Origin of the sequence: Curvibacter delicatus NBRC 14919 (genome assembly GCF_001592265.1) — a bacterium.
GTDB lineage: Bacteria > Pseudomonadota > Gammaproteobacteria > Burkholderiales > Burkholderiaceae_C > Hylemonella > Hylemonella delicata.
Genome location: NZ_BCWP01000009.1, coordinates 1 through 24719 on the forward strand (window position 1 = coordinate 1; position 24719 = coordinate 24719).

Here is a 24719-nt window from a genome sequence, read left to right on the forward strand (position 1 = left end):
TTTTTCAAATCTCCAGAAGGATGCGAAAAGCAACTACTAATCACCAAGACACGACGGCGCAAGCCGCGCACCAGAAACTGGTGCCCTTTGCGGGAATCGGACCCGCGACCTCTCCCTTACCAAGGGAGTGCTCTACCACTGAGCCAAAAGGGCAAATTCTTTCACCAACACAACAAACCGACTGTGGAGCGGGGTAGGAGAATCGAACTCCTCGCTTTAGCTTGGAAGGCTAAGGTATTACCACTATACGAACCCCGCGCAAACCTGCCTAACAAGCATTCACGGCAGCCAGCTCGCCCCCAAAGGTCACTCCTCAAATCGACTTATCACTGGTGGAGAGGGCTGGATTCGAACCAGCGTACTCGTAAGAGGGCAGATTTACAGTCTGCTGCCATTAACCACTCGGCCACCTCTCCAATAGGTGAGCCTTTGATTATGCCACGAAAAATCTGCTTTGCGAAACACCTGAGCAAACCAGCTTACCAAGCGATGGGCTGGCAGCCATGGTGTTGTAAAAATGCATTCGCCAGCCCGAAATGACCGCAGCCCAAAAAAGGCTGGGGGGGCCGCAGCGCCGACAACGGTGAAGGATGATTGGCAGACAGGATCAGATGGCAGCCCTGCGCGCCACCCTGCTCCGCCACACAACCCAGCTGCCGCACCAACTCCCCCTTGCGTTGCGCATGCGCACCCCATAGCATGAACACCGTTGGCTTCTTTTCGCCAGCAACAGATTTGATTATTTCATCAGTAAGCACTTCCCAACCATGACTTGCATGACTGGCCGGCAGACCCTCTTCCACGGTCAGACAGGTGTTGAGCAGCAGCACACCCTGCTGCGCCCATCCCACCAATGAGCCTTGGGCAGGCAACGGTTGCGGCGGCATGGCCGGCTCATGCACCGCCCGCTCGCGCGCCAACTCCTTGAAGATGTTGCGCAACGAAGGCGGCAGCTTCACGCCAGGTGCGACCGAAAAGGCCAGACCTTCGGCTTGGCCCGGACCGTGGTAGGGGTCCTGCCCCAGGATCACGACGCGAACCTTGGCCAAGGGTGTCAAATCCAGCGCACGCAACGGTTGCGGCGGATAAATCGTGGCACCCGCCGCCAAACGGCCGGTGATGAACTGCGCAAGATGCTGCGCCGGTGCGCTCTCGAAGAAACGCGCCACGACCGGCTGCCAGTCGGGCGCCACCGGCCATTGCGCCGGCTCCCAGGCGGCCAGACGATCACCGCCCGCCCCTGGCACCTCGGAACACGGGAAAAAATCTGCCTGTTGCACTGAAGACGTGGCCATGAACAGCTGGTCAGCCCATCACCCGCGACATCAATCAAACAACTCGGCCAGCGCCACACCCGGATCGGGCGCGCGCATGAAGGCCTCCCCCACCAGGAAGGCATTGACGCCGGCCTCTCGCATGCGCAGCACATCGGCGCGGCCGAGGATACCGCTCTCCGTCACCAGCAGGCGGTCGGCCGGCACCCGGTCGCGCAGCGACAGAGTCGTCTCAAGCGTGACCTCGAAGGTGCGCAGATTGCGGTTGTTGATGCCCACCAGCGGCGTCTTCAACTTCAGTGCACGCTCCAGTTCGGCTGCGTCATGCACCTCGACCAGCACCGCCATGTCCAGACTGCGGGCGATCGCCTCCAACTCGGCCATCTGCGCATCCTCCAGGCAGGCGGCAATCAGCAAAATGCAATCCGCCCCCATGGCGCGCGATTCATAGATCTGGTACGGATCGACCATGAAATCCTTACGCAGCACAGGCAGTTCGCAAGAAGCGCGCGCTTGCTTCAGATAGTCCGGTTGACCCTGAAAGAACTGGCGATCGGTCAGCACTGACAGGCAGGCCGCACCGTGTTCGGCATAACTCTGCGCAATGTCGGCCGGCTCGAAATCCGCGCGCAGCACCCCCTTGCTCGGACTGGCTTTCTTGATCTCGGCGATCACCGCCGCCTTGCCAGCGGCCACCTTGGCACGCATGGCGCCGACGAAGTCGCGCGTCAGCACACGCGACTCGGCATCGGCACGCATGGCCGCCAACGATTTGCGCTTGGTAGCCGCCGCGATCTCCTGGCGCTTGACGTCAACAATCTGGTTCAGGATGTCACTCATGGTCTTGGGGCGGCTCGGAGCCGTTCTTCAATATCTTGACAAACACACGGTGGATCACCAAAGCGGCCACCAGAAACAGGGCCGAAACCCCGAGCGCAATCCAGGTGCCGGGATCCTGCCACATACCTCAGGCCGGCTGCCCAAGACGATGGGCGGCCACCACCAGCTGCTCCAGCTTGGCCTTGGCGGCACCGGAGGCAATGACCTCACGCGCGCGCGCGATACCGTCGGCCATGGAATCGGCCACATTGGCCGCATACAGCGCCACACCGGCGTTGAGCGTGACGATGTCACGCGCCGCACCCGGTTGGTTGTCGAGCACCCCCAGCAGCATGGCGCGCGAAGCCTCCGGCGTTTCCACCTTGATGGCGCGCGTGCTGGCCATGGTCAGGCCGAAGTCTTCCGGATGGATTTCAAATTCGGTGATCTCACCGTTTTTCAACTCGCCCACCAGCGTGGCCGCACCCAAACTCACCTCATCCATGCCGTCCTTGCCGTAGACCACCAGGGCATGGTCAGCGCCCAAGCGCTGCAAGGCGCGCACCTGAATCCCCACCAGATCCTCGTGAAACACGCCCATCAGGATGTTGGGCGCGCCCGCCGGATTGGTCAGCGGCCCCAGGATGTTGAAGATGGTCTTGATCCCCAACTCACGCCGCACCGGTGCGACGTTCTTCATGGCCGGATGGTGATTCGGGGCGAACATGAACCCAACGCCCACCTCGGCAATGCACTGCGCAATGGCGGCTGGCGTGAGATTGATATTGACGCCGAGCAACTCCATCACATCGGCGCTGCCACTCTTGCTGCTGACACTGCGGCCACCGTGTTTGCTGACCTTGGCCCCCGCTGCCGCTGCCACAAACATGGCGCAGGTGGAGATGTTGAACGTGTGGGCGCCGTCGCCGCCGGTGCCCACGATGTCCACCAGGTGCCTCTTGTCGGCCACCTCCACCTTGGTGGAGAACTCGCGCATCACCTGAGCGGCCGCCGTGATCTCGCCGATGGTTTCCTTCTTGACGCGCAGCCCCGTGACCAGAGCCGCCATCAGCACCGGCGACATCTCGCCGCCCATGATGAGGCGCATGATATGCAGCATCTCGTCGTGAAAGATCTCGCGATGCTCGATCACGCGCTGCAACGCCTGCTGGGGAGTGATTTGATGGGTGTTGTGCATGCTCGACTCCTTCTTCATCAGGATTGCTGCAGGAAATTTTTCAGCATGGCATGGCCGTGCTCAGTGAGGATCGACTCCGGGTGGAATTGCACCCCTTCGATCGCCAGTGTCTTGTGTTTCACGCCCATGATCTCGCCGTCTTCCGTCCAGGCCGTCACCTTGAGCTCCGGCGGGCAGCTGGCGCGCTCGATCGCCAGCGAGTGATAGCGGTTGACCGTGAACTGCTTGGGCAGACCGGCAAACACACCCTCCTGCGTGGTGGTGATGACACTGGTCTTGCCATGCATCAGCTGCTGTGCCCGGATGATCTTGCCGCCGAAGGCGGCGCCGATGCTCTGGTGACCCAGGCATACCCCCAGGATCGGGAGCTTGCCGGCGAAGTGCCGGATCGCCGCCACCGAAATACCCGCCTCGGCCGGCGAACAGGGACCGGGCGAAATCACCAGGCGCTCAAGCTGACCCGCCTTCAGCTTCACCTCGATGTCATCGACGGTGATCTCGTCGTTGCGATGCACTTCAACCTCGGCTCCGAGCTCGCCGAAGTACTGCACCAGGTTGTAGGTGAACGAGTCGTAGTTGTCCACCATGAGAAGTTTGATCTTGTTGCTCATGGCGTTCACTCCAGACCTTCCTCGACCAGCTCGCTGGCGCGCAACAGGGCGCGCGCCTTGGCTTCCGTCTCTTTCCACTCCAGCTCGGGCACCGAATCCGCCACCACGCCGGCGGCCGCCTGCACATACAAGGTGTCGTCCTTGATGACGCCGGTACGGATGGCAATCGCCACATCCATGTCGCCGGCATAACTCAGATAACCGCAGGCGCCGCCATAAAGGCCGCGTTTGCTCGGCTCCAACTGGTCAATCAATTCCATCGCGTGGACCTTCGGCGCCCCGGTCAGCGTGCCCGCCGGGAACGTCGCCTTGAGCACGTCCATGGCCGTCATGCCCTCGTTGAGCAGGCCCTCGACGTTGCTCACAATGTGCATCACGTGGCTGTAGCGTTCGACCACGAAGGCCTCGGTCACCTTGACGCTGCCGGTCTGGGCGATGCGGCCGATGTCGTTGCGGGCCAGATCAATCAGCATCACATGCTCGGCACGCTCTTTCGGGTCATTGATCAGCTCCACTTCGGCAGCCTTGTCGAGCTCGGGGGTGGCGCCGCGCGGACGCGTGCCGGCCAAGGGGCGAATCGTGACCTTTTGCCCCTCAGGTGTTTTTTCCTGCCGCACCAGGATCTCCGGTGAGGCGCCCACCACATGGAAGTCGCCGAAGTGGTAGTAGTACATGTAGGGCGAAGGATTGAGCGAACGCAACGCACGGTACAGCGACAGCGGTGACTCGGTGTAGCGCTTCTTCAAACGCTGCCCCACCTGCACCTGCATGAAGTCGCCGGCGGCGATCAGCTCCTTGGCACGCAACACGGCGGCGATGTAATCGTCCTTGGCGAATTCGCGCACCACCTCGTGCGTTTTGCTGGGCTTGATCTGCGGCGCCTGCACCGGCGCATTGAGCCGGGCACGCAACTCGCTCAGCCGTGCTGCCGCCTTGGCATAGGCCTGCGGCTGGCTTGGATCGGCATAAACGATCAAGTAGAGCTTGCCCGACAGGTTGTCGATGACGGCCAGCTCCTCGCATTGCAGCAGCAGAATGTCCGGGCAGCCCAGCGTATCGGGCGGGCAGCTGCGCACCAGCTTCTTCTCGATGTGGCGCACCGTGTCGTAGCCGAAATAACCCGTCAGACCGCCGCAAAAGCGCGGCAGGCCCGGCTGCAGGGCCACCTTGAAGCGCTGCTGGTACTGGGCAATGAAGTCGAGTGGATTGAGCTGTGAGGTCTCAACCACCACGTCATCGGTCACCACCTCGGTCACAGCCTGGTCGCCGAAACCGCGCGAGCGCACCAGCGTGCGCGCCGGCAGGCCGATGAAGCTGTAGCGGCCAAACCGCTCGCCGCCAACCACCGACTCCAGCAGAAAGGTGTTCTTGCCCCCGGACTGGGCGTGCGCCAGTTTGAGGTAGAGCGAGAGTGGTGTTTCCAGGTCGGCAAAGGCCTGGGCCATCAGGGGAATGCGGTTGTACCCCTGCCGGGCCAACGCATCGAAATCGGATTCAGTCATCACAGGAAAACCTCCAGAACTTGGCCACAGTCGTCCAGGACTACGGCCAAGGGCACGGTGTGCCCGGTTCATTCAAGCAAACCCCGGCAAAGGGGGGCAAACAGCTCAACAGCACAAGGGCTGTGAAGCCCCGTCAGGCGCGAGCCAGCGTATGGGCAGTCTGCGGCGTGCGCCAGGGCCAGGCTCCCCGGTCGCTACAACCTGTGATGAAAAGACGATGAATGAACATGGGCAAAGTGTAGCAAACCCTGTCGCCTCCCATTTGAGACCTTGAAATGCGGAAGTGCAATCGCCGCCATGCAACGCCCTCGACCGCGATGCGCAGCTGAAATATCGGTGCATTCCCTAGTCCCAGAAACGACTCATGTCTGTAGAGTGGGTCAAGAAGACACAGCACCGCACCTTTGCGCGGCTTTCCTGTGGTCCGGCAACTTACGGCAGAAAGAGTCTCTCCTATGAAAACAAGCAATCTGCAGATCGGTACCCGTCTCTCGCTGGCTTTTGCCGCCGTGCTGCTGATCACGGCAGCCATCGCCACTATCGGCGTCTGGCGCATCGGCAGCCTCAAGGACACCAGCCACGAGATCGGCACGGTGGAATTGCAACGCAGCCTGCTGGCACAACGTTGGGCCTCGCAGATCGCCATCAACTGGGTGCGCGCCTCGGCCGCGCTCAAAACCAGCGACGTTGCTTATATCGACGCCCTGCAAAAGGACATGGCCGCCACCTCCAAGGCCATCAGCGACGACCAGAAGCAGCTCGAATCCATGGTGCAGGGTGATGCCGCCAAAGCACTGATGGCGTCTGTTGCGAAGAGCCGCAAGATCTACGTTGACGCACGCGCGGCACTGATCAAGCGGCAAAAGGAGGGCGAAAACATTTCAGACGCTGTGGACCGCGAACTCCGCCCCTTGGCCGAGGCGTATCTGAAAGCGGTGGATCAGGTTGCCCAGCATGCACGCGACACGCTGGGCGAAGTTCAGGCGCAAGCCGAATCCACCGCTGCCTCCAGCCAAATCGCCCTTGGCACCGGCGCCGCCATTGCAGTGGTGCTGGGCATTCTGCTGGCAGGCCTGGCCACGCGTTCGATCACTCGCCCGATCCAGCAAGCGGCAGGATCGGCAGAAGCCATCGCCGGCGGCGACCTCGGACAGGCAATTCAGGTTGAAGGCAAGGACGAAGCGGCTCGTTTGTTGCAAGCCCTGTCCACGATGCGTGAGAACCTGGCCCGCATTGTCAGCAATGTGCGCCAGAGCGCCGACAACGTGGCCACCGGCAGCGCCGAGATTTCTACCGGCAACAGCGACCTGAGCATGCGCACCGAGCAGCAGGCCAGCGCCCTGCAGGAAACCGCCGCGTCGATGGAACAACTCAGTTCCACCGTCAAGCAGAACGCCGACAACGCCCGCCAGGCCAACCAGCTGGCGCAAAGCGCCTCCACCGTCGCCATCCAGGGCGGGGACGTCGTGGCTGAGGTGGTGGAAACCATGCGCGGCATCAACGACTCCAGCAAGAAGATCAGCGACATCATCAGCGTCATTGACGGCATTGCCTTCCAGACCAACATCCTGGCGCTCAACGCCGCGGTGGAAGCCGCGCGCGCCGGTGAGCAGGGCCGTGGTTTTGCCGTGGTCGCGTCGGAAGTGCGTTCGCTGGCCAGCCGTAGCGCGGAAGCGGCCAAGGAAATCAAGAACCTGATCAACGACAGCGTGAGTCGCGTCGAGCAGGGCAACACGCTGGTCGACCAGGCCGGCACCACCATGACCGAAGTGGTGAACAGCATCCGCCGCGTGACCGACATCATGGGCGAAATCAGCGCCGCCAGCTCCGAACAGAGCCAGGGCGTCTCCCAGGTGGGCGAGGCCATCATCCTGATGGACCAGGCCACCCAGCAGAATGCCGCGCTGGTCGAGGAAATGGCCGCCGCCGCGGCCAGCCTGAAGACACAGGCCCAGCAGATGGTCGGGGCGGTCAGTGTCTTCAAGCTCGGCGCCCATGACACGCCGGCCACGGTGACGGCACAGCCTGCGCCCACGCGCGCCAGTCAGCCCAGCAAATTGCCGTTCAAGGGCATTGAGCGCCGCAGTACCGCCAAGACCACTACCGCGGCCCCCGTGCAGCCGGCCGCGGCCAAACCGGCCGCCGCATCCGCATCGCCCAATCCAGCCCCGGCGGGTGCAGGCCACGATGATGAATGGACCTCGTTCTGAACAAGGGCGCGTAGCACAACCTCGCACGCGAGCCCGCTCAGGACGGCTTACCCTGGTTCGTAATCCACTGCGCCAGGGCTATGGCCTGCAGCGGCGTGCTGTAGAGATAGCCCTGCCCCTTGCTGCAACCCAGTGCCGCCATCAACACGGCCTGCTCCCGCGTTTCAATCCCTTCGGCCACGGTGGTCAGGCCCAGCGTCTGCGCCATTCGGATGGTGGCCTCGATCATGACGCGGTGATAGTCGCTGCCCATGGCCAGGCTGACGAAGGAGCGGTCGATCTTGACGATATTGACCGGCAATTCATGCAAACACGACAGCGAGGAATAACCGGTGCCAAAGTCATCGAGTGAGAGCGCCACTCCGAGCGCCCGCAGGGCGCGCAACTCCGCCTGCACCACGTCATCCTGCGCCGCCAGGCTTTCTGTCACCTCCAGGATCAGCTGACCTGGATTCATGCCGCTGTCGCGCAAGACCTCCTGCACCTCGGCAACCAGGCCGGGCTGGCGCAACTGGGCCCGCGACAGGTTGACGGCCAGGGTAGCGGGCGCCCGCGAACCCAGTTCGGCCTGCAGGCGCATGAACTCCGTGCAGGCCGTGCGCAGCACAAAATGGCCAATCGGCCCGATCAAGCCACTGGCTTCCGCCACTGGAATGAACGTCAGCGGCGACACCATGCCGCGCTGCGGGTGCTGCCAGCGCACCAGCGCCTCCACGCCGGACAGACAGCCATCCGCCAGGCGAAGCACGGGCTGGTACACCACGAACAACTCGTCCTTGTCCAGCGCCTGACGCAGATCGTTCTCCAGCGAGGCATCATCGCGCACACGTTTGCGCATGGAGGGCTCGAACATGATGTAACGGCCACGGCCTTCACGTTTGGCCTCGTACATCGCAATGTCCGCGTCGCGCAGCACGCTGTCGGCATCCTCCCCCATGTGCTCGGTCGTCACGATGCCGATGCTGACCGAAGAGCTCAGGCGATGCGGACCGAGCTGGTAGGGCTGGGCCAGCACGTCGAGCAGGCGGGAGGCCACCACCTGGGCATCCAGATTGCCCCGGATGTCGTCGAGCAACACCACGAATTCATCGCCACCGATGCGTGCCGCCATCTGGCTGAAATCGCTGGTCTGCACAAAGGCATCACCCGGACGCAGACTGTCCTCCAGGCGCATGGCAATCTGGCGCAACAGTTCATCCCCGACGCCATGGCCCAGCGTGTCATTGACCTGCTTGAACCGGTCGAAATCCATGAACAGCACGGCAAAGTGGTACCCCGGCTGCTCATGGGCACGCAGGATGCAGGCCTGAATGCGCCCCAGCACCTCGCTGCGATTGGGCAGATGCGTCAGGTGATCGGTCCGGGCCGCGTGACGCAACTGCTCTTCCAGTTCCTTCTGCGCATTGATGTCATAGGCAATGCCGGCCATGCGTACTGCGCGCCCCTCGGCATTGCGCGCCACCACGGTGCCGCTGTACATCAACCAGACCCAGCGGCCGTCGCCATGGCGGATGCGGATCTCCCAGTGCAGCGGCCGCAGGGAGTCACGCAGGTTGGTACGAATGGCCCACAGCCAGCCCGGCAGATCGTCGGGGTGGATCAGGTTGTTCCAGGCATCGGCGTTCATCGCCAGCTCGCCCGGCTGATAACCGAGCAGGGCGAACATGCGGTCATTGCAACTCATGGCACCGCTGCCGATGTCCCATTGCCAGACCCCGAGCGAGGCACTTTCAAGCGCCAGTGTCAGCAACTGCTGCTGGGCACGCTGCTCCGTCACATCCACGGTGCACGAGATGACCCCGGCCAGATGGCCCGCAGCATCCTTCATCGGCTCGGTATTGACCATCAGCCAGCGCACGTCGCCCTGGGGCGAGAGCAGACCGATGGATTCACCGCGCAGGCCCTGGCCGGTGCGCAAGGTCCGGCTGGTCGGACGCTCGCTGACCGGGTAGGGCGACAGATCCTCCCGCACCGCCACCCCCTGGCGCGCCAGACTCTGGCGGCCGATCAGGTCATCGCGGGTCAGCCCCAGCATGTCGCTGGCGGCCTGGTTGGACTCGATCACTTCACCGCTGGGCGATTGCAGCACCACGCCCGCCGGCAGCGCATCCAGCAGGGCACGCATGCGCAGGCGCTGGTTGACCTGCTCGGTGATGTCACTGGCGACGATGGTGAAGCCGGTCAACACACCGCTGGCATCGTGAATCGGCTGGTAATCGACATCCAGCCAGATCTCATCCCCCAGGCGTGCCACCACCCGGACTTCGAACCGGACGCCCTGGCCTTGCCCCAGCGTCGCGTCCAGTCGATTCAACTCGGCCAGATCATTGTGCTCATTGGAAACGAGAACACCCGGATGCCGCCCTTGCAACTCCGTCATCGCGTAGCCGATGCCCTCCAGCAATGCCGGGTTGCACCACAGGATGTGGCGCTGGGCATCCAGCACCGCCACCCAGTTGGAGGTGCGTTCGGCCACCAAGGCCAGCTGCCTGAGCTCATTCGACTGCCGCGCCATGGCCCGGTGCTGGCGCCGCACAAATCGCGCCAGAGGCTCCGCCACGCCCAGGGTGAGGGCCAGCAAGAGCAGCACCATGAGCACGGCGGAGAGCTCGATCTGGTCAATGGCGCTGCGTGCACGCCGCTGCGCCGCACGCTGCATTTCCTCCACCAGCGTTTGCGTGGTCAGGCGAAACGGCTCGACCTCGGCTTGCAGAAAGCGGTTGGACAGGCGGCGCTTGTCCGCTTCGCTGCGTTCACTCAACTGCAGCAGGTTCTGGGCGCGGTACCAGATGCGTTCACGCCGCTCCTGCCACTCGGAGATGGCGCGACGCAACGCCACGGGCGAACCCGCATCCCAGGCACCCTGGCGCACCAGCAGTTCGTCCAGTTGCACGGCCTGATCCTGCGCCTGATTAAGGGTTTCGGCCAGTGCATTGCTGATTTCTTCCTCCTGCTGCGCGTCGGTGGCCAGCAGCAAGGCGGCCTGCAGGCCCATGCGTTGCGTCAGCGTCCCCTGGGCCGCGGCAATGCCGATGATCTCGGCATCGGCCAGCCGAACCGCCTCGGATTGCTCCACCCGCCAGTCCTGCCAGGCCGAGACGGCACCAACGACCAGCAGCACCGCATACATGGCCACGCGAACCCGCCGGTGCACCGGCGCATCGGCATCCACCGGCATCTTGGTCAGCCCGAACCAGGCCATGGCCCGGCGCAGCCACGACTCACCGCCTGCCTGCGGCGGTGAAGCGTGTTGCGGCTTAAGCGGTGCGGACATGAATGCGGGCGATGCTAACCGAGACACCACCTTCCGGCCGCTGTCGCAGATCAAAGGGGTGGCGTGAAAAGGATCTTTGTTGCAAGGGATGCATCAGGCCAGCGCCTGGCGCATGGCGTCGATGACGGCCTTGTAGTCGGGCTTGCCGAAGATGGCGCTGCCGGCGACAAAGGTGTCGGCACCGGCATCGGCCACGCGGCGGATGTTGTCGGCCTTGATGCCGCCGTCCACCTCGAGCCGGATGTCCTTGCCCGAGGCCTCGATGCGCCGGCGCACCGCTTCGGTCTTGCGCAGGGCCGAATCGATGAAGCTCTGGCCACCGAAACCGGGGTTGACACTCATGATCAGGATCAGGTCGATGTCCTCGATCACCCAGTCCAGCACATCCAGCGGCTGCGCCGGGTTGAACACCAGCCCGGCCTGGCAGCCCTTGCTCTTGATGGCCTGGATGCTGCGGTGCACGTGGCCCGAGGCGTCCGGATGGAAGCTGATCAGGTCGGCCCCAGCCTCGGCAAAGGCCGCGGCCAGCGCATCCACCGGCTCGATCATCAGGTGCACGTCGATCGGCACCGGCGTGCCGTCGGGCCGCTTGGCGTGCGGCTTCAGGGCCTGGCACACCATCGGACCAAAGGTCAGGTTGGGCACGTAGTGGTTGTCCATCACGTCGAAGTGGATCCAGTCGGCGCCGGCGGCAATCACGTTGCGCACCTCCTCGCCCAGACGGGCAAAGTCGGCCGAGAGGATGGAGGGGGCAATGCGGTAGGTTTTAGACATGGGGGTATTTTCGCAGGTAGCATCGGGTCATGGCCAAGTACCAGATTCTTGTCGAAGTCCAGCCCCGCTACCTGCCCGAGCAATCCGCTCCGGAGCAGGGGCTTTACGCCTTTGCCTACACCGTCACCATCAGCAACACGGGCGATGTGCCGGCCCAGCTGATCTCGCGCAGCTGGAACATCAACGATGCCAGCGGCCACACCGAGAAGGTGAGCGGCCTGGGCGTGATCGGCCAGCAGCCGCTGCTGCAGCCGGGCGAAACCTTCGAATACACCAGCGGCACACGCCTGCGCACACCCACCGGCACCATGCACGGCAGCTACTTCTTCGTTGCCGACGACGGTGAGCGCTTCGACATCGACATCCCGATGTTCGTGCTCGACGCCTTGAGCGCCAGCGGCGGCTCACGCACACTCCATTAAGCATGTCGGTCCCACGCGATCTTCCCAGCCTGCTGGACGCCCTCGACCCCGAAGCCACGCAAGTCGGACGCCACCTTTGGCTGATGGCACTGCTCGACTGGGTGCGCGGTGACCGCCAGTCCGTCGAGACCTCCATCAGCCGGGTCCAGCTTTTTCTCGACATCGTGGAAGAGCGTCCGGTGCTGCGCGAACGGGTGCAAGCCTGGTGGCAGGCCCTGCTCGGCACGATTGACGGCACCACACTGCTGGCCGACCACGGTTTTGCCCAGCGCCCGGCGTTCCTGAGCGAATTTTTCAGCCGGTTGCTGCGCAAGATCCTGCCCGCCACACCGCAGACGCGGGATGCGTCGGAGCTGTTCTCCCTGCTGTTCCCGCACGCCTTTGATGCCGAATGGCTGGCCCTGCTGGACGAAGCCACCGCCCAGCGGCTGGCCCGGCTGCTGGCGCTGCCGACCGGTGCGACGCCCACGCCCTGGCAGCAGACCTTGGAAGAAGCCATCACCTACTGCGTGAGCCAGATCCGCGCCATCGGCTTCGCCCCCGAGCTGCGCCTGCGCATGAGCGCAGCAGCGCATGAGGAGCGCCCTTTCCACGCGCTGGTCGCCGATTTCGAGGCCGTGTGCCGGGCCTTGCATCAGTCACCGCGCGACGAGGCTGCGCTGGCCACCACCGTGCAACACTTCAAGGAACGACTCGACGCCTGCCGCCACGCCGCCGCCAGCGTCTACGCCCACCTGGACGAGCATGGCATCTCGGTCGACATGGTGTTTCGCCTGCGCCAGCTGCGCGCGCGCGCGCTGCGCGTGCGCGAGTTGCTGGACTGCCTGCTCACCACCACGCCCGCCTTCAGCGCCGCCCAGCTGCTGGGGCGCCTGGTGCTGGTCGGCCAGCAAAGCCGCAGCCTGCGCGCCCTGATTGCCAGCAACTCCTCGCTGCTGGCGGCCAAGGTCACCGACCGCAGCGCCGAGACCGGCGAGCACTACATCACCCGCAACCGGGCCGAATACCGCGACATGCTGCACAAGGCGGCCGGCGGCGGCGCCGTGATGTCGCTCACCACGCTGCTGAAGTTCGCCCTGGGCGCGCTCGGCCTGTCGGCCTTCTGGGGCGGTCTGGCTGCAGGCATGAACTACGCCCTGAGTTTCTTGCTCATCCAGCTGCTGCACTGGACGGTGGCCACCAAACAGCCAGCCATGACGGCCCCGGCCATGGCCGCCAAACTCAAGGACCTGGAGGAACCAGGCGCCGTGGCCCAGTTCGTTGACGAGGTCACCCACCTGATGCGCTCGCAGGTCGCGGCCGTGGTGGGCAATCTGGCGCTGGTCGCACCCTGTGTGCTGCTGCTGAGCGCCACATGGTGGAAGCTGACCGGCCACACACCGATCAATGCCGCGCAAGCACAGTACGTGCTGCACTCGCTCACGCTGCTCGGCCCGACGCTGCTGTTTGCCGCCTTCACCGGTGTGCTGCTGTTCGTCTCCAGCCTGATTGCCGGCGCCGCGGAAAACTGGTTCGTGTTGCACCGGCTGGAGTCCGCGCTGCGCTACAACCCACGCATCACCGCGGCGCTGGGGCCGGCGCGCGCCCAGCGCTGGGCCACCTTCCTGCGCACCAACATCTCGGGTCTGGCCGCCAACATCTCGCTCGGCCTGATGCTGGGGCTGATCCCGGCCTTCGCCGCCTTTTTCGGCCTCGGGCTGGAAGTGCGCCACGTCACGCTGTCCACCGGCCAGGTAGCGGCCGCCGGCATGGCACTGGGCACCGGCGTGCTGGCCCTGCCGGCCTTCTGGCTGTGCGTGTTGGCGCTGCCGCTGACCGGTCTGCTCAACGTGGCGGTGAGCTTCTACTTCGCCTTCCAGCTCGCGCTGCGGGCGCACAACGTCAGCGGCGTCAACCGCCGGCGCATCTATGCCGCCATCCGTGGCCGGCTGCGCCGCGCGCCGCGGAGCTTCTTCTGGCCGCCCACGGACACCACGGCCGAGACCCCAGCGGCACCCCCTGACGAACCTCCCGGCAAAGCGCCCACTGAGGAGCCCGACCACCGTGGGTGAGTTCGACCTGATCGCGCGCTTTTTCCAGCGCCCGGCACACCGGGCTGCCGGCCATGTCGCACTGGGCGTGGGCGACGACTGCGCCCTGCTGCAGCCGGCTCCCGGCACACAGCTGGCGATTTCCTGCGACATGCTGGTCGAGGGCCGGCATTTCCTGCCCGACGTTGACCCCACCACCCTCGGCCACAAGGCACTGGCCGTCAACCTCAGTGACCTGGCCGCCTGCGGTGCCAAGCCGCTGGCCTTCACGCTGGCGCTGGCCCTGCCGCGCGCCGACGAGGCCTGGCTGGCCGGCTTTGCGCGCGGCCTGTTCGCGCTGGCCGACGCGCATGGCTGCGAACTCATCGGCGGCGACACCACCCAGGGGCCGCGCAACATCTGCATCACGGTGTTTGGCGAAGTGCCGGTGGTGAACGGCCGCAGCCAGGCGCTGCTGCGCTCCGGCGCCCGGCCGGGTGACGACCTCTATGTCAGCGGCATGCCGGGCCAGGCGCGGCTGGCGCTCGAAGCGCTGCAAGGCCAGCGCAGCCTGCCGGCCGATGTCCTGCCCGCGCTGCGCCAGCGGCTGGAACAGCCCACGCCGCGCGTGGCACTCGGCCTGGCCTTGCGCGGTGTGGCCAGTGCGGCGATCGACGTCAGCGACGGCCTGCTCGGCGACCTCGGCCACATCCTCAAAGCTTCCGCTTGCGGCGCCACCATCAACACCTCGGATGCTATCAATTCAATAGCTGCCGGCGTAGACAGTACAAGGCCAGAGGTGCAATTTCTCATGCAATTGCCGATTGAACAGCAACAGGCCCTGGTGCTGGCCGGCGGTGATGACTACGAGCTGCTGTTCAGCGCCCCGCCCACTGCACGCGCGGCCGTGCAGGCGGCGGCACGGGCAAGTGCCACACCGGTCACGCGCATCGGCAGCATCGAGACCACGCCAGGCCTGCGCCTGGTGGACGCACAGGGCCAGCCCGTCAGCGGCCGCTTTGCCTCCTTCGATCATTTCGCCTGAACAGGCCCGACGGCGCCAGCTGCCACCCGCCCGCCGGGCACACCCGGCGTCCACCATAATCCGGCCATGTCTGCGTCTGACTCCTCTCCGCTGCCGCCTGGGTTCATGCGCCCCACCGGCCGCTTCATGCTGGCGCACCCGGCCCACCTGATTGCGCTCGGCTTCGGCTCCGGTCTCAGCCCGAAAGCGCCCGGGACCGTCGGCACGCTGTGGGCCTGGCTGGTCTTCTGGGTGCTGCAGCCGTGGATGAGCGAAGCGCGCTGGGGCCTGCTGATTGCCCTCTCGCTGCCGCTGGGCTGGTGGGCCTGCAGCGTGACCGCACGCCACCTGCGCAACCCTGACCCCGGCAACATCGTGTGGGACGAGGTCATCGCCTTCTGGCTGGTGCTGTGGCTCGTCATGCCCGCCAGCTTTTATGACCAGCTGCTGGCCTTCATCCTGTTCCGCTACTTCGACGCCGTCAAACCTGGCCCGGTGCGCTGGGCTGACCGCCTGTACCACGGCATGGACCCGGGCCACACACGCCATGGCTGGGCCAAGGCCGGCTGGGGCATCCTGTTCGATGACCTGGTGGCCGCCTTCTGCACCCTGCTGTGCCTTGCCTTGTGGAAAACCATCTGAACATGAGCACCGCCACCCTGCCCCTGGCTGAACAACTGGCTACGCGGCTGCTGCAGCGGCAATGGCTGCTGGCCACGGCCGAGAGCTGCACCGGCGGGCTGATTGCCGGCGCCTGCACGGATCTTTCCGGCTCCAGCAACTGGTTCGAACGCGGTTTCGTCACCTACTCCAACGCGGCCAAGACGGAACTGCTGGGTGTACCGGCCGCATTGATCGACACACACGGTGCCGTCAGTGAAGAAGTGGCACACGCCATGGCCACCGGCGCGGTGCAGCAGTCGCACGCGCAGGTGGCGGTGGCCGTCACCGGCGTGGCCGGCCCCACCGGCGGCACGGCCGACAAGCCCGTGGGCCTGGTGTGGTTCGGTTTTGTGCTGCCGGGCCGCGTGCTGACGGAGCGGATGAATTTCACCGGCGACCGCGCGGCCGTGCGCGCCGCCACGGTGCGCCACGCCCTGCAACGCCTAACGGAGATGCTGACATGAGCTGGTTCGACGGATTTGAGACCCGCCGCTTCGACGTCAATGGCGTCGAGATCTTCGCCCGCGTGCCCACCACGGCACGCGGCAGCCGCCCGGCGCTGTTGCTGCTGCATGGCTTTCCGCAGAGCCATGTGATGTGGCACCGCGTGGCACAGCAGCTGCAGCACGACTACTGGCTCGTCATGCCCGACCTGCGCGGCTATGGCGACTCGTCCAAGCTGGAAGGCCTGCCCGACCACAGCACCTACAGCAAGCGCGCCATGGCGCAGGACATGGTGGACGTGATGGACCTGCTGGGTCTGCAGCGCTTTTACCTCTGCGGCCACGACCGTGGCGCTCGCGTGGCGCACCGGCTGGCACTGGACCACGCGGAGAAGGTCGAGAAGCTGTGCGTGATTGACATCGCGCCCACGCTGGACATGTACAACGCCACCGACATGGCGTTTGCACGTGCCTACTACCACTGGTTCCACCTCATCCAGCCCTGGCCGCTGCCCGAGCGCATGATCGGCGGCAACCCGAAGGACTACCTGCACAGCAAGCTGGGCGGCTGGGGCAGTGCCGGCCTGGGCTACATCGAGCCGCAGGCACTGGCCGAGTACGAACGCTGCTTCTGCACGCCCGAAGCCATCCACAGCGCCTGCGAGGACTACCGCGCCAGTGCCGGCATCGACCTGGAACACGACCGCGAGAGCCGCGCCCACCACCAGCGCATCGCCTGCGACCTGCTGGTGCTGTGGGGCGAGCGTGGTGTGGTGAACAAGCTGTTCAAACCCCTGGAACTCTGGCAGGCGCAGTGCAACGCCACCTTGACCGGCCAGGCACTGCCGGCGGGGCACTTCATCCCGGAAGAATTGCCGAAGGAGACGGCGGCGGCGTTGCGCAGGTTTTTCGGCCAGCCCTGAACCGCTTGGTCCGTGACTAGGCGCTTTCCGGTATAGGGTTGCGCAAACTGACGTTGAGCAGGTTCCACGCGTTGATGGTCACGATGGCGAAACCGATTTCCGCGATTTCCGCGTCCGAGAAATGCGCGCGCAGGTGTTCGAACTCTTCGTCACTCGCATCGCTGTGCGGGATCGCGGTAACGATCTCGGTCCAGCGCAACGCGGCGCGCTCGCGCTCGCTGAAGAACGGCGCTTCGCGCCAGCCGGCCACGGCATTGAGATGGCGCGGGTCGGCGCCTTGCGCCACCAGATCGCGCCAGTGCATGTCGATGCAGAAGCCGCAGCCGTTGATCTGCGACGCGCGCAGGAACACGAGATCCAGCAGGCGGCTGCCGAGTCCGCTCTTGTGAACAGTGGCAGACAGGTTGAGCAGGCCCTGGAAAGGCTTGGGAGCGAGTTGTGGGTAAGGAAGACGGGCAGTGTGCGTCATGGCGCGACCTTTCGGTACAGAGTCAAGGTTCCGGACGGCCGCCCCATGCAGCCCTCCATGCACTCAAGACGCACCACAACACGCGTTTGTGACAGCGTGGCTCACTGCATCAGGGGAATGCCGGTCAGCTTGTCCGGATTGCGCACGGCGTAGATCGCCACAATGCGCTCACCATCGGTCACGAAGGCCTGCGCCGATTCGAGCCGGCCATCGACATAGCGCAGCAGACCGGGTTCGCCGTTGAGTTGCGCCATGCGATAGACCACCCGACCCGGGTTCTTCTTCCACAGCGCCCAGTACAGGTTGGCGATGCGGTGTGCGCCGCGCAGAATCTTCATGAACGACGGCACCTTGCCGCCGCCGTCGCCGACGAGCTGCACGTTGTCGGCCAGCAGATCCTTGATCGCTTCGCGCTCCCCGCTGCGCGCAGCGAGCATGAAACGCGCGACCAACCGTTGATGGGCATCCTTGGGCACCTCAAAGCGCGGCCGCTCCTGCTGCAGCCGCTCGGCGGCGCGATGCACCATCTGGCGGCAGGCCGCTTCGCTCTTGCCCAGCAAGACCGCGATCTCGTCATAGTCGTGATCGAACACCTGCCGCAGCAGAAAAGCGGCGCGCTCTTCAGGCGACAGGCGCTCCAGCACCCAGAGCAGCGCCACAGACAACTCCCCCGCCAGTTCGGCCGCCGCTTCCGGCGTGCGCTCGTCCAGCTCCACCAGGGGCTCCGGCAGCCACCAGCCGACATAGGCCTCGCGCTCGGTCTTGGCAGCACGCAGCCGGTCGATGGCCAGCCGCGTCACCACGGTCACGAGCCAGGCCTCGGCCGATTGCAGCGCGGCCTGGTCGGCCTGATGCCAGCGCAGCCAGGCGTCCTGCAACACATCCTCGGCATCGGCACGCGTGCCGAGCATGCGGTAGGCAATGGCAAACAGCCGCGGCCGCAGCGTGGCGAAGGCATCGGGATCAACGGGGGAGACGTTGGAACTCATGACGGCGTGCAAGGATGGTACGTTGTCAGCCTTAGACGCGGCAAGGGTCCGGTTTGTGACAGGGTCGGTGGCAGAAAAACCATCAGGAATGCGGCGCAGCCCCCTTCGGCGTGCACCGGTCAGTGATCTGCCTTAAAGCCCTCGTGAAACGTCACCGTGCCCTGCGGCATGCGGCCGTCGAAGACCAGCGCAAAAAAGGCCTCGGGCGGCACCCCCTCATGGCCCAGCCCGACCGGGTTCTGGAAACCGAAACGGCCGTAATACGCGGGATGACCGACGAGGCAGCAGCCTCTGGCGCCCAGCGCCTGCAGGCGGCGCAGACCCTCTTTGATCAACGCTGAGCCGATGCCCTGACGATGCAGCGCGGGCAGCACCGAGACCGGGCCAAGACCGTACCAGCCGGCGGTACCGTCGGACAGCGTGACCGGCGAGAAGGCGATGTGGCCGACCACGCGGCCGTCCAGTTCCGCCACCAGCGACAGGGTGAGCGCGTGCGCGGCGCGCAGGGCCTGGACGATGAAGTGCTCGGTGTGGTGGCTGATGTCCAGCGTCTGGAAGGCGGCCACCGTCACGGCGGTGATGGCCTCGATGTCGGCGGGGGTTTCGTCGCGAATGGTCAGGGTGGGATGCATCACACGCGGCCGCCCCAAAGGTTCAGAGCCACATGCCGCTGTGCGGCATCTGGATGGTGTACTCCGCGCTGCCGCCGGCCACAAAGGCGCCGATGATGAAACTGAACACGGTGATGAAGATGCTGGCAAAGAAGGCGGTCCAGAAGCCGGTGACGGTGAAACCGCGCACCAGGGCCGAGACCAGCAGCAGCACCAGCGCGTTGATGACCAGCAGGAACAGGCCGAAGGTGAGGAAGGTCAGCGGCAGCGTGAGCAGGATCAGCAGCGGTTTGACCAGCGCGTTGGCCAGGCCCAGCAGCAGGGCCGAGACGACGAGTGCACCGGCGCTGGCGAAGCGGATGCCGCTGAAGAGGTGGCTGGCCACCCAGAGCGAAACGGCGGTGATGCCCCAGTGCAGCAGAAAGGGCCAGAGGTTGTGCGTCATCATCGTGCTCCTTCAGTGTCTGGGTCTTCAGGTCAGGTGGCGCCGTGGCACTTCTTGTACTTCTTGCCGCTGCCGCAGTAGCAAAGGTCGTTGCGGCCGGGTGTGGCTTCCTTGCGAATGGTTTCCACGCGCGGACCGATGTTGCGCCAGATTTCGTACAAGTCGTACACCGCCCAGACGGCTTCGCCGAAGGCGTTGAGGCGCGCCACGCTCACCGACGGCGGGCTGTCGTCGCCGAAGGGGGAAATCGCCGGCTCTCCTGTATCGTCTTCCGTCATGGCGACGATGGCCTGCAGCGAGGCGTCGAGCCACTTGGCGGCGTCCTTGTCGCGCGGTGCGGCCCACTCCTCGGGCCAGTTCTCCACCACGAACATGAAACCCAGCGCCCACACCTGGGCGAAAGACGGCAGCGGCTCGTCACCGTGCTCGGCCTCGAAGGCGGCGCGCTCCGCCGGCGGCAAGACCGCTACCGCACCGCGCACGTCCATGATCTCGGGCTGGTAGGCCGCGTCGTCTTCCAGGCTCTCGACCTCAGCTTCCAGCGAGACAGCCACCTCGCGCCAACGCTGCGCCCACAGCGCCATGAAACGCTCGCGCTGCGTCGCATCGGCAAACACCTCGGTGCCTTCGTCACCACCCAGCAGCATGGGGAAATACTCCTGCGGCGGGATGGCGCGGCGGCAGCAGATCAATGCGGCCATGGCGCCTTCGCAGAATTCCCACTGCGGGATTTCGTCGTCGCGCGTGCGCAGCTCGTCGAGGATGGCTTCGAGTTCGTCGAAGGCTTCCGAGCCCAAGGGTTCGGGGTTGGCAGCGGCGGGGGTCTGGCTCATGGTCGGTCTCAGGCAATGGGTTCGGGGATCAGATTTGCTACAAAACTAGTAGCTGTTTGCGCATATACATCAAGGGCCAGCAGCCGTTTTGCCATGCAAAGCACGGCGTGGTCCTTGCTCAGCAGCGGGGTCTTGTGGGCCACGGCCAGGTCGATGAACTTCTGGTCGTCGGCGTCCTTGCAGGTCACGGGCGCCTTGGGTGCCACGTCCACCACCTTGACCAGACGGTCGAAGGTCGCCAGCACGTCAACCGCGCTGCGCTGGTAGTAGGCCAGGCGCGGCACGATCTGCTTGTAGGCCAGCACGCGCGCGAGTTCTTCACGCATGGCGGGTGTGGCAATCCACTGCAACTGCTGCGTCTGCAGCGCGTCCTTCAGCGGCAACACGGCCGGGTCGTCGAAGACGAACAGGTCGAGCACGATGTTGGTGTCGAGGACGATCATGTCGCGCTCGGCTTCGCAGCCACTTTTTCGCCGGCTTTCTCGCGTGCCGAGCCCTTGATCATTTCAAACTTGAACAGGCGACACTCCAGCGGGCCGTTCCACATCGGCACCCGGCGCGATTCCTTCAGGCGCATCTTGCCCGGCAGTTTCAGGTCGGGCGTCAGCACCCAGGCGGTCCAGCCGGTGTAGTTTTTCTTCCAGTGGGTGGCGAGCTTGCTGAAGAATTCAGCGCCGTCACCGCCCCCCTCGCCACCGGCTTCGGTGGCGGGCAGTTCACGCGCGCCGAAGCGGGCCGTGCCGGCAAAACCGCCAGCCTCGATCCGTTCACCATAGGGCGGGTTGACCAGCATCACACCCGGCACATCGATGGGCGGCATGCGTTGCAGCGCGTCGCCGCCGCGGAACTCGATCACGTCGGCCACGCCGGCGCGTTCGGCATTGCGCTGCGCGAAGTCCACCATGCGGTGCGACACATCGCTGCCGAAGATCAGCGTGGCCTGGCCCGGCTCGGGCTTGACCACCGCCTGCGCGGCCTCGGCCTTCATGGCGGCCCACTCCTGGGCACGGAAAGGCCGGTATTTCTCGAAGGCAAAACGACGCAGCGAACCGGCCGCGATGTTGCAGGCAATCTGCGCGGCTTCGATCACCACGGTGCCGCTGCCGCAGCAGGGGTCGTACAGCGGTTGCAGGTCACCGTCGCCGTCGGCCCAGCCGCTGGCGGCAATCATGGCGGCGGCCAGGGTTTCCTTCAGCGGTGCATCGCCCTTGTCCTCGCGCCAGCCGCGCTTGAACAGCGGCTCGCCCGAGGTGTCGATGTAAAGCGAACAGCTGTCGGTGGTCAGGTGGGCGTAGATGCGCACATCGGGCCACTGGGTGTTCACATCGGGGCGCACGCCGCCGGAGGTTTCGCGGAAGCGGTCACAGACCGCGTCCTTCACCTTCAGCGCCGCAAAGTTGAGCGAGGTCAGCGGGCTGTGCTGGGCCGTGATCTCGACCTTGATGCTTTCCCTGGGCGTGAACCACTGCTCCCAAGGCACCGCCATGGCGGCGCGGTACAGGTCCTGCTCGTTGCGGTACTCGGTGTAGGACACCAGCACCAGCACGCGCTGCGCCAGCCGGCTGTAGAGGTTGAGCAGCATGGCGTGCGCAAACGAGGTGCGCACCGCCACCCCGCCACGCTGCTTGGTGATGCAGCCCGGCGGCAAGCCCGTGATGCGCAGGATCTCGGGCGCCAGATAGTCCTCGACGCCAGCGGCGCAGGGGAGAAAGAGAGTCAGTTGATTCACACGATATTCCTCACAGGGGCACCTGCGGAACCGGCTCCGCCGGGCCGCTGGGTGCGCCCCCTCCGCGCAGCAGGAGGGGGGTGGCGAAGCGACCGCAGGGCGCGCAGCCTGGGGGTGGAGGCGCTCATAGCGCCTTTCTCAGGTTTGCCGGGGCGATTTTCAAAGCCTCGCGGTATTTGGCCACCGTCCGGCGCGCGCATTCAATGCCCTGTTCCTTGAGCATGTCGGAAATCTGGTTGTCGGACAAGGGTTTTTTCGGGCTCTCGGCGGCCACGAACTGTTTGATGAGCGCGCGCACTGCCGTACTCGATGCATTGCCGCCCGACTCGGTGCCCAGGCCGGAGCCGAAGAAGTACTTCAGCTCGAAGGTGCCGAAAGGCGTGGCCATGTACTTGGCGGTGGTGACGCGGCTGATGGTGGACTCGTGCAGGCCGAGCTCGTCGGCGATCTCGCGCAACACCAGCGGGCGCATGGCCAGCTCGCCGTGCATGAAGAAGTTCTTCTGCCGCTCGACGATGGCGCTGGAAACACGCAGGATGGTGTCGAAGCGCTGCTGGATGTTCTTGATGAACCAGCGCGCCTCCTGCAGGCGCTGCTGCAGGGCGGCGTAGTTGTCGGCGTCGCGGCCGGTGGCCTTGTGGCCCTTGAGCGCATTGGCGTAGATGTCGTGCACGCGCAGGCGCGGCATGACGTCGGGGTTGAGCTGGACGCGGAAGCGGGTCTGCGTGCCGCTGCCGACCTTGGTCACCAGCACATCGGGCACGATGACGTTGCGCTCCACATTGACGAAACGCCGGCCCGGCTTGGGCTCCAGCCGCGCAATCAGCGCCAGTGCCTCGCGCACCTGCACCTCGGTGCCGCCACACAGCTGTGCCAACCGGCGCGTGTCACGCCGCGCCAGCAGCTCCATCGGCTGGGCACAGACCCGCAAGGCCAGCGCCAGCACTTCAGGCCGCGGTGCAGTTTCGCCATGAACCTGCTGCAAAGCCTGCAACTGCAGGGTCAGGCATTCCGCCAGGTTGCGCGCGCCCACACCGGTGGGCTCCAGGCTTTGCAGCAGGTGCCGCGCCACGGTGAAGTGGTGCACCAGCTCCTCGACCTGCTCGGCGTCCTCGCCGGCCAGCCCCTGCGCCAGCGATTCGAGCGTGTCCTCCAGATAACCGTCGTCGTTGAGCGACTCGATCAGGAAACGCAGCGCGGCGCGGTCTTCCTCGCTCAGGCGCAGGGTCAGCGCCTGGCGGTGCAGGAAGTCCTGCAGCGACACCTGGCTGCGCGCCAGTTCGGTGGCATCGGCCTCGTCATCCTCATGCGCGCCGTTGCGGGCCGGCGCATCGCCGCCCCACTCGCTGTCGTCGGGCGACATGTCCACACTGCCGTCGCCTTCCCAATCGGGCGCCTCGTCACCCGACAGCGGTGCTGTCTCAACGTCATTTGAGGCCGTGGAGACCGAATCATATGCGTCGGCAGCTACCGAATTGATAGCAAATTCCGCCTCCTGCTCGCCCTGCGAGACCGGTGTGTCGGCCCGATCGAGGCCGAACTCCTCGCGCGGCGCCTCTTCCTGCGCGCGTTCCAGAAAGGGGTTGTCGTCGAGCATCTGCTCGACTTCCTGGCTCAGCTCCAGCGTGGACAGCTGCAGCAATCGGATCGATTGCTGCAGCTGCGGCGTGAGCGCCAGATGTTGTGAAACCCGGAGGGACAGCCCCTGTTTCATCTACATCCTGAAGTGTTCGCCGAGGTAGACCCGGCGCACATCGACGTTGTCCACGATCTCGGTCGGCGTGCCTTGCGCCAGCACATGGCCGTCGCTGATGATGTAGGCGTGGTCACAAATGCCCAGCGTCTCGCGCACGTTGTGGTCGGTGATCAGCACGCCAATGCCGCGCGACTTCAGAAAACTGATGATGCGCTGGATCTCGATCACCGCAATCGGGTCGATGCCGGCAAACGGCTCGTCCAGCAGGATGAAACGCGGCTGGGTGGCCAGCGCACGGGCGATCTCGACGCGGCGCCGCTCGCCACCCGACAGGGCCAGCGCCGGCGAAGCACGCAGATGGTCCACCCGCAGGTCCTGCAGCAGACTGGTCAGACGGCGTTCGATCTCTTCGGTGCCCAGCGACTTGCCGCTCTCGTCCTGCTGCAGCTCGAGCACGGCACGCACGTTGTCTTCCACGTTGAGCTTGCGGAAGATCGAGGCCTCCTGCGGCAGATAACTCAGCCCCAGGCGCGCGCGGCGGTGGATCGGCATGTGCTCGACCGACTGGCCGTCGATGGTGATGTCGCCGGCGCTGACACGCACCAGCCCGACGATCATGTAGAACGAAGTCGTCTTGCCGGCACCATTGGGGCCCAGCAATCCCACCACTTCGCCCTTGCGCACCGTGAGCGAGACGTCCTTGACGACCTCGCGGCTGCCGTAGAACTTCTTCAGGTGCCGCGCCTCGAGCTTGCTCTGCGTCGTGTCCTGCACTTGCGTCATGCCGCTGTCTTGCGCCGT

23 protein-coding genes and 3 tRNA genes are annotated in these 24719 nt (G+C 65.2%); 7 read left to right on the forward strand and 19 right to left on the reverse strand.

Annotated features, from left to right (window positions below):
* Nucleotides 1–78: 78 nt before the first annotated feature.
* From CDE01S_RS05990 to trpE, 8 genes are all read right to left on the reverse strand, one after another.
* Nucleotides 79–153 (reverse strand) — tRNA-Thr (locus CDE01S_RS05990).
* 31 nt (nucleotides 154–184) lie between these two features.
* Nucleotides 185–258 (reverse strand) — tRNA-Gly (locus tag CDE01S_RS05995).
* Nucleotides 259–330: 72 nt separating this feature from the next.
* Nucleotides 331–416, reverse strand: a tRNA-Tyr gene (locus CDE01S_RS06000).
* A gap of 63 nt (nucleotides 417–479) precedes the next feature.
* Nucleotides 480–1295: a uracil-DNA glycosylase gene (locus CDE01S_RS06005; RefSeq protein ID WP_084382767.1), complete on the reverse strand. Its 816-nt coding sequence runs from the start codon at nucleotides 1293–1295 to the stop codon at nucleotides 480–482.
* Nucleotides 1296–1325: 30 nt separating this feature from the next.
* Nucleotides 1326–2114 (reverse strand): indole-3-glycerol phosphate synthase TrpC, encoded by a 789-nt coding sequence (gene trpC / locus CDE01S_RS06010; protein ID WP_066704969.1) that lies wholly within the window; start codon nucleotides 2112–2114, stop codon nucleotides 1326–1328.
* Nucleotides 2115–2241: 127 nt separating this feature from the next.
* Entirely contained in the window at nucleotides 2242–3291 is a 1050-nt protein-coding gene (trpD, locus tag CDE01S_RS06015) for an anthranilate phosphoribosyltransferase (RefSeq protein ID WP_066705136.1), read from the reverse strand.
* A 17-nt stretch (nucleotides 3292–3308) separates the two neighbouring features.
* Entirely contained in the window at nucleotides 3309–3902 is a 594-nt protein-coding gene (locus CDE01S_RS06020; RefSeq protein ID WP_066705134.1) for an anthranilate synthase component II, read from the reverse strand.
* Nucleotides 3903–3907: 5 nt separating this feature from the next.
* On the reverse strand, nucleotides 3908–5407 hold the full coding sequence (trpE, locus tag CDE01S_RS06025) for an anthranilate synthase component I (protein ID WP_066704971.1): 1500 nt from the start codon (nucleotides 5405–5407) through the stop codon (nucleotides 3908–3910).
* Between the two features lie 452 nt (nucleotides 5408–5859).
* Between trpE and CDE01S_RS06030 the strand changes: the two genes are divergently transcribed.
* Complete coding sequence (locus CDE01S_RS06030) at nucleotides 5860–7614, forward strand: methyl-accepting chemotaxis protein (protein ID WP_066704973.1); 1755 nt, start codon at nucleotides 5860–5862, stop codon at nucleotides 7612–7614.
* Between the two features lie 37 nt (nucleotides 7615–7651).
* Here CDE01S_RS06030 and CDE01S_RS06035 read toward each other — a convergent pair whose 3' ends face one another.
* Nucleotides 7652–10888, reverse strand: a complete 3237-nt coding sequence (locus CDE01S_RS06035; protein ID WP_084382768.1) for a sensor domain-containing protein — start codon at nucleotides 10886–10888, stop codon at nucleotides 7652–7654.
* A gap of 93 nt (nucleotides 10889–10981) precedes the next feature.
* Nucleotides 10982–11662, reverse strand: coding sequence for a ribulose-phosphate 3-epimerase (rpe, locus tag CDE01S_RS06040; protein WP_066704976.1), 681 nt, complete (start codon nucleotides 11660–11662; stop codon nucleotides 10982–10984).
* Between the two features lie 29 nt (nucleotides 11663–11691).
* Here rpe and apaG point away from each other — a divergent pair, with 29 nt between their 5' ends.
* The 6 genes from apaG (at nucleotide 11692) to CDE01S_RS06070 (ending at nucleotide 17146) form a co-directional block, all read left to right on the forward strand.
* On the forward strand, nucleotides 11692–12084 hold the full coding sequence (gene apaG / locus CDE01S_RS06045) for a Co2+/Mg2+ efflux facilitator ApaG/CorD (protein ID WP_066704977.1): 393 nt from the start codon (nucleotides 11692–11694) through the stop codon (nucleotides 12082–12084).
* Between the two features lie 2 nt (nucleotides 12085–12086).
* A complete protein-coding gene (gene tlpB, locus CDE01S_RS06050; RefSeq protein ID WP_084382769.1) occupies nucleotides 12087–14135 on the forward strand; it encodes a transporter-like protein TlpB in 2049 nt (682 codons plus the stop codon).
* The gene (gene thiL / locus CDE01S_RS06055; RefSeq protein WP_066704981.1) at nucleotides 14128–15138 is read left to right on the forward strand and encodes a thiamine-phosphate kinase; all 1011 of its coding nucleotides are present in this window, start codon (nucleotides 14128–14130) and stop codon (nucleotides 15136–15138) included. Before tlpB ends, thiL begins: the two co-directional genes overlap by 8 nt.
* 66 nt (nucleotides 15139–15204) lie before the next feature.
* On the forward strand, nucleotides 15205–15759 hold the full coding sequence (locus CDE01S_RS06060; RefSeq protein ID WP_084382770.1) for a phosphatidylglycerophosphatase A family protein: 555 nt from the start codon (nucleotides 15205–15207) through the stop codon (nucleotides 15757–15759).
* Between the two features lie 2 nt (nucleotides 15760–15761).
* On the forward strand, nucleotides 15762–16244 hold the full coding sequence (locus CDE01S_RS06065) for a CinA family protein (protein ID WP_066704985.1): 483 nt from the start codon (nucleotides 15762–15764) through the stop codon (nucleotides 16242–16244).
* Nucleotides 16241–17146, forward strand: a complete 906-nt coding sequence (locus CDE01S_RS06070) for an alpha/beta fold hydrolase (protein WP_066704987.1) — start codon at nucleotides 16241–16243, stop codon at nucleotides 17144–17146. The genes CDE01S_RS06065 and CDE01S_RS06070 overlap by 4 nt, the downstream gene beginning before the upstream one ends.
* A gap of 16 nt (nucleotides 17147–17162) precedes the next feature.
* On the opposite strand, the gene CDE01S_RS06075 is transcribed toward CDE01S_RS06070, so the two are convergent.
* From CDE01S_RS06075 to lptB, 9 genes are all read right to left on the reverse strand, one after another.
* Complete coding sequence (locus CDE01S_RS06075; protein ID WP_066704989.1) at nucleotides 17163–17615, reverse strand: carboxymuconolactone decarboxylase family protein; 453 nt, start codon at nucleotides 17613–17615, stop codon at nucleotides 17163–17165.
* Nucleotides 17616–17716: 101 nt separating this feature from the next.
* Entirely contained in the window at nucleotides 17717–18604 is an 888-nt protein-coding gene (locus tag CDE01S_RS06080; RefSeq protein ID WP_066704991.1) for an RNA polymerase sigma-70 factor, read from the reverse strand.
* Nucleotides 18605–18723: 119 nt separating this feature from the next.
* Nucleotides 18724–19236: a GNAT family N-acetyltransferase gene (locus tag CDE01S_RS06085; protein ID WP_066704994.1), complete on the reverse strand. Its 513-nt coding sequence runs from the start codon at nucleotides 19234–19236 to the stop codon at nucleotides 18724–18726.
* Between the two features lie 22 nt (nucleotides 19237–19258).
* Entirely contained in the window at nucleotides 19259–19660 is a 402-nt protein-coding gene (locus CDE01S_RS06090) for a phage holin family protein (protein ID WP_066705138.1), read from the reverse strand.
* Nucleotides 19661–19692: 32 nt separating this feature from the next.
* Entirely contained in the window at nucleotides 19693–20493 is an 801-nt protein-coding gene (locus CDE01S_RS06095; RefSeq protein ID WP_066704997.1) for a YecA/YgfB family protein, read from the reverse strand.
* 8 nt (nucleotides 20494–20501) lie between these two features.
* The gene (locus CDE01S_RS06100) at nucleotides 20502–20936 is read right to left on the reverse strand and encodes a putative toxin-antitoxin system toxin component, PIN family (protein WP_066704999.1); all 435 of its coding nucleotides are present in this window, start codon (nucleotides 20934–20936) and stop codon (nucleotides 20502–20504) included.
* Complete coding sequence (locus tag CDE01S_RS06105; protein ID WP_066705001.1) at nucleotides 20933–22222, reverse strand: THUMP domain-containing class I SAM-dependent RNA methyltransferase; 1290 nt, start codon at nucleotides 22220–22222, stop codon at nucleotides 20933–20935. The genes CDE01S_RS06100 and CDE01S_RS06105 overlap by 4 nt, the downstream gene beginning before the upstream one ends.
* A gap of 124 nt (nucleotides 22223–22346) precedes the next feature.
* Nucleotides 22347–23936 (reverse strand): RNA polymerase factor sigma-54, encoded by a 1590-nt coding sequence (locus tag CDE01S_RS06110; protein WP_066705004.1) that lies wholly within the window; start codon nucleotides 23934–23936, stop codon nucleotides 22347–22349.
* On the reverse strand, nucleotides 23937–24701 hold the full coding sequence (gene lptB / locus CDE01S_RS06115) for an LPS export ABC transporter ATP-binding protein (protein ID WP_066705141.1): 765 nt from the start codon (nucleotides 24699–24701) through the stop codon (nucleotides 23937–23939). It abuts the gene before it with no gap.
* Nucleotides 24702–24719 lie beyond the last annotated feature (18 nt).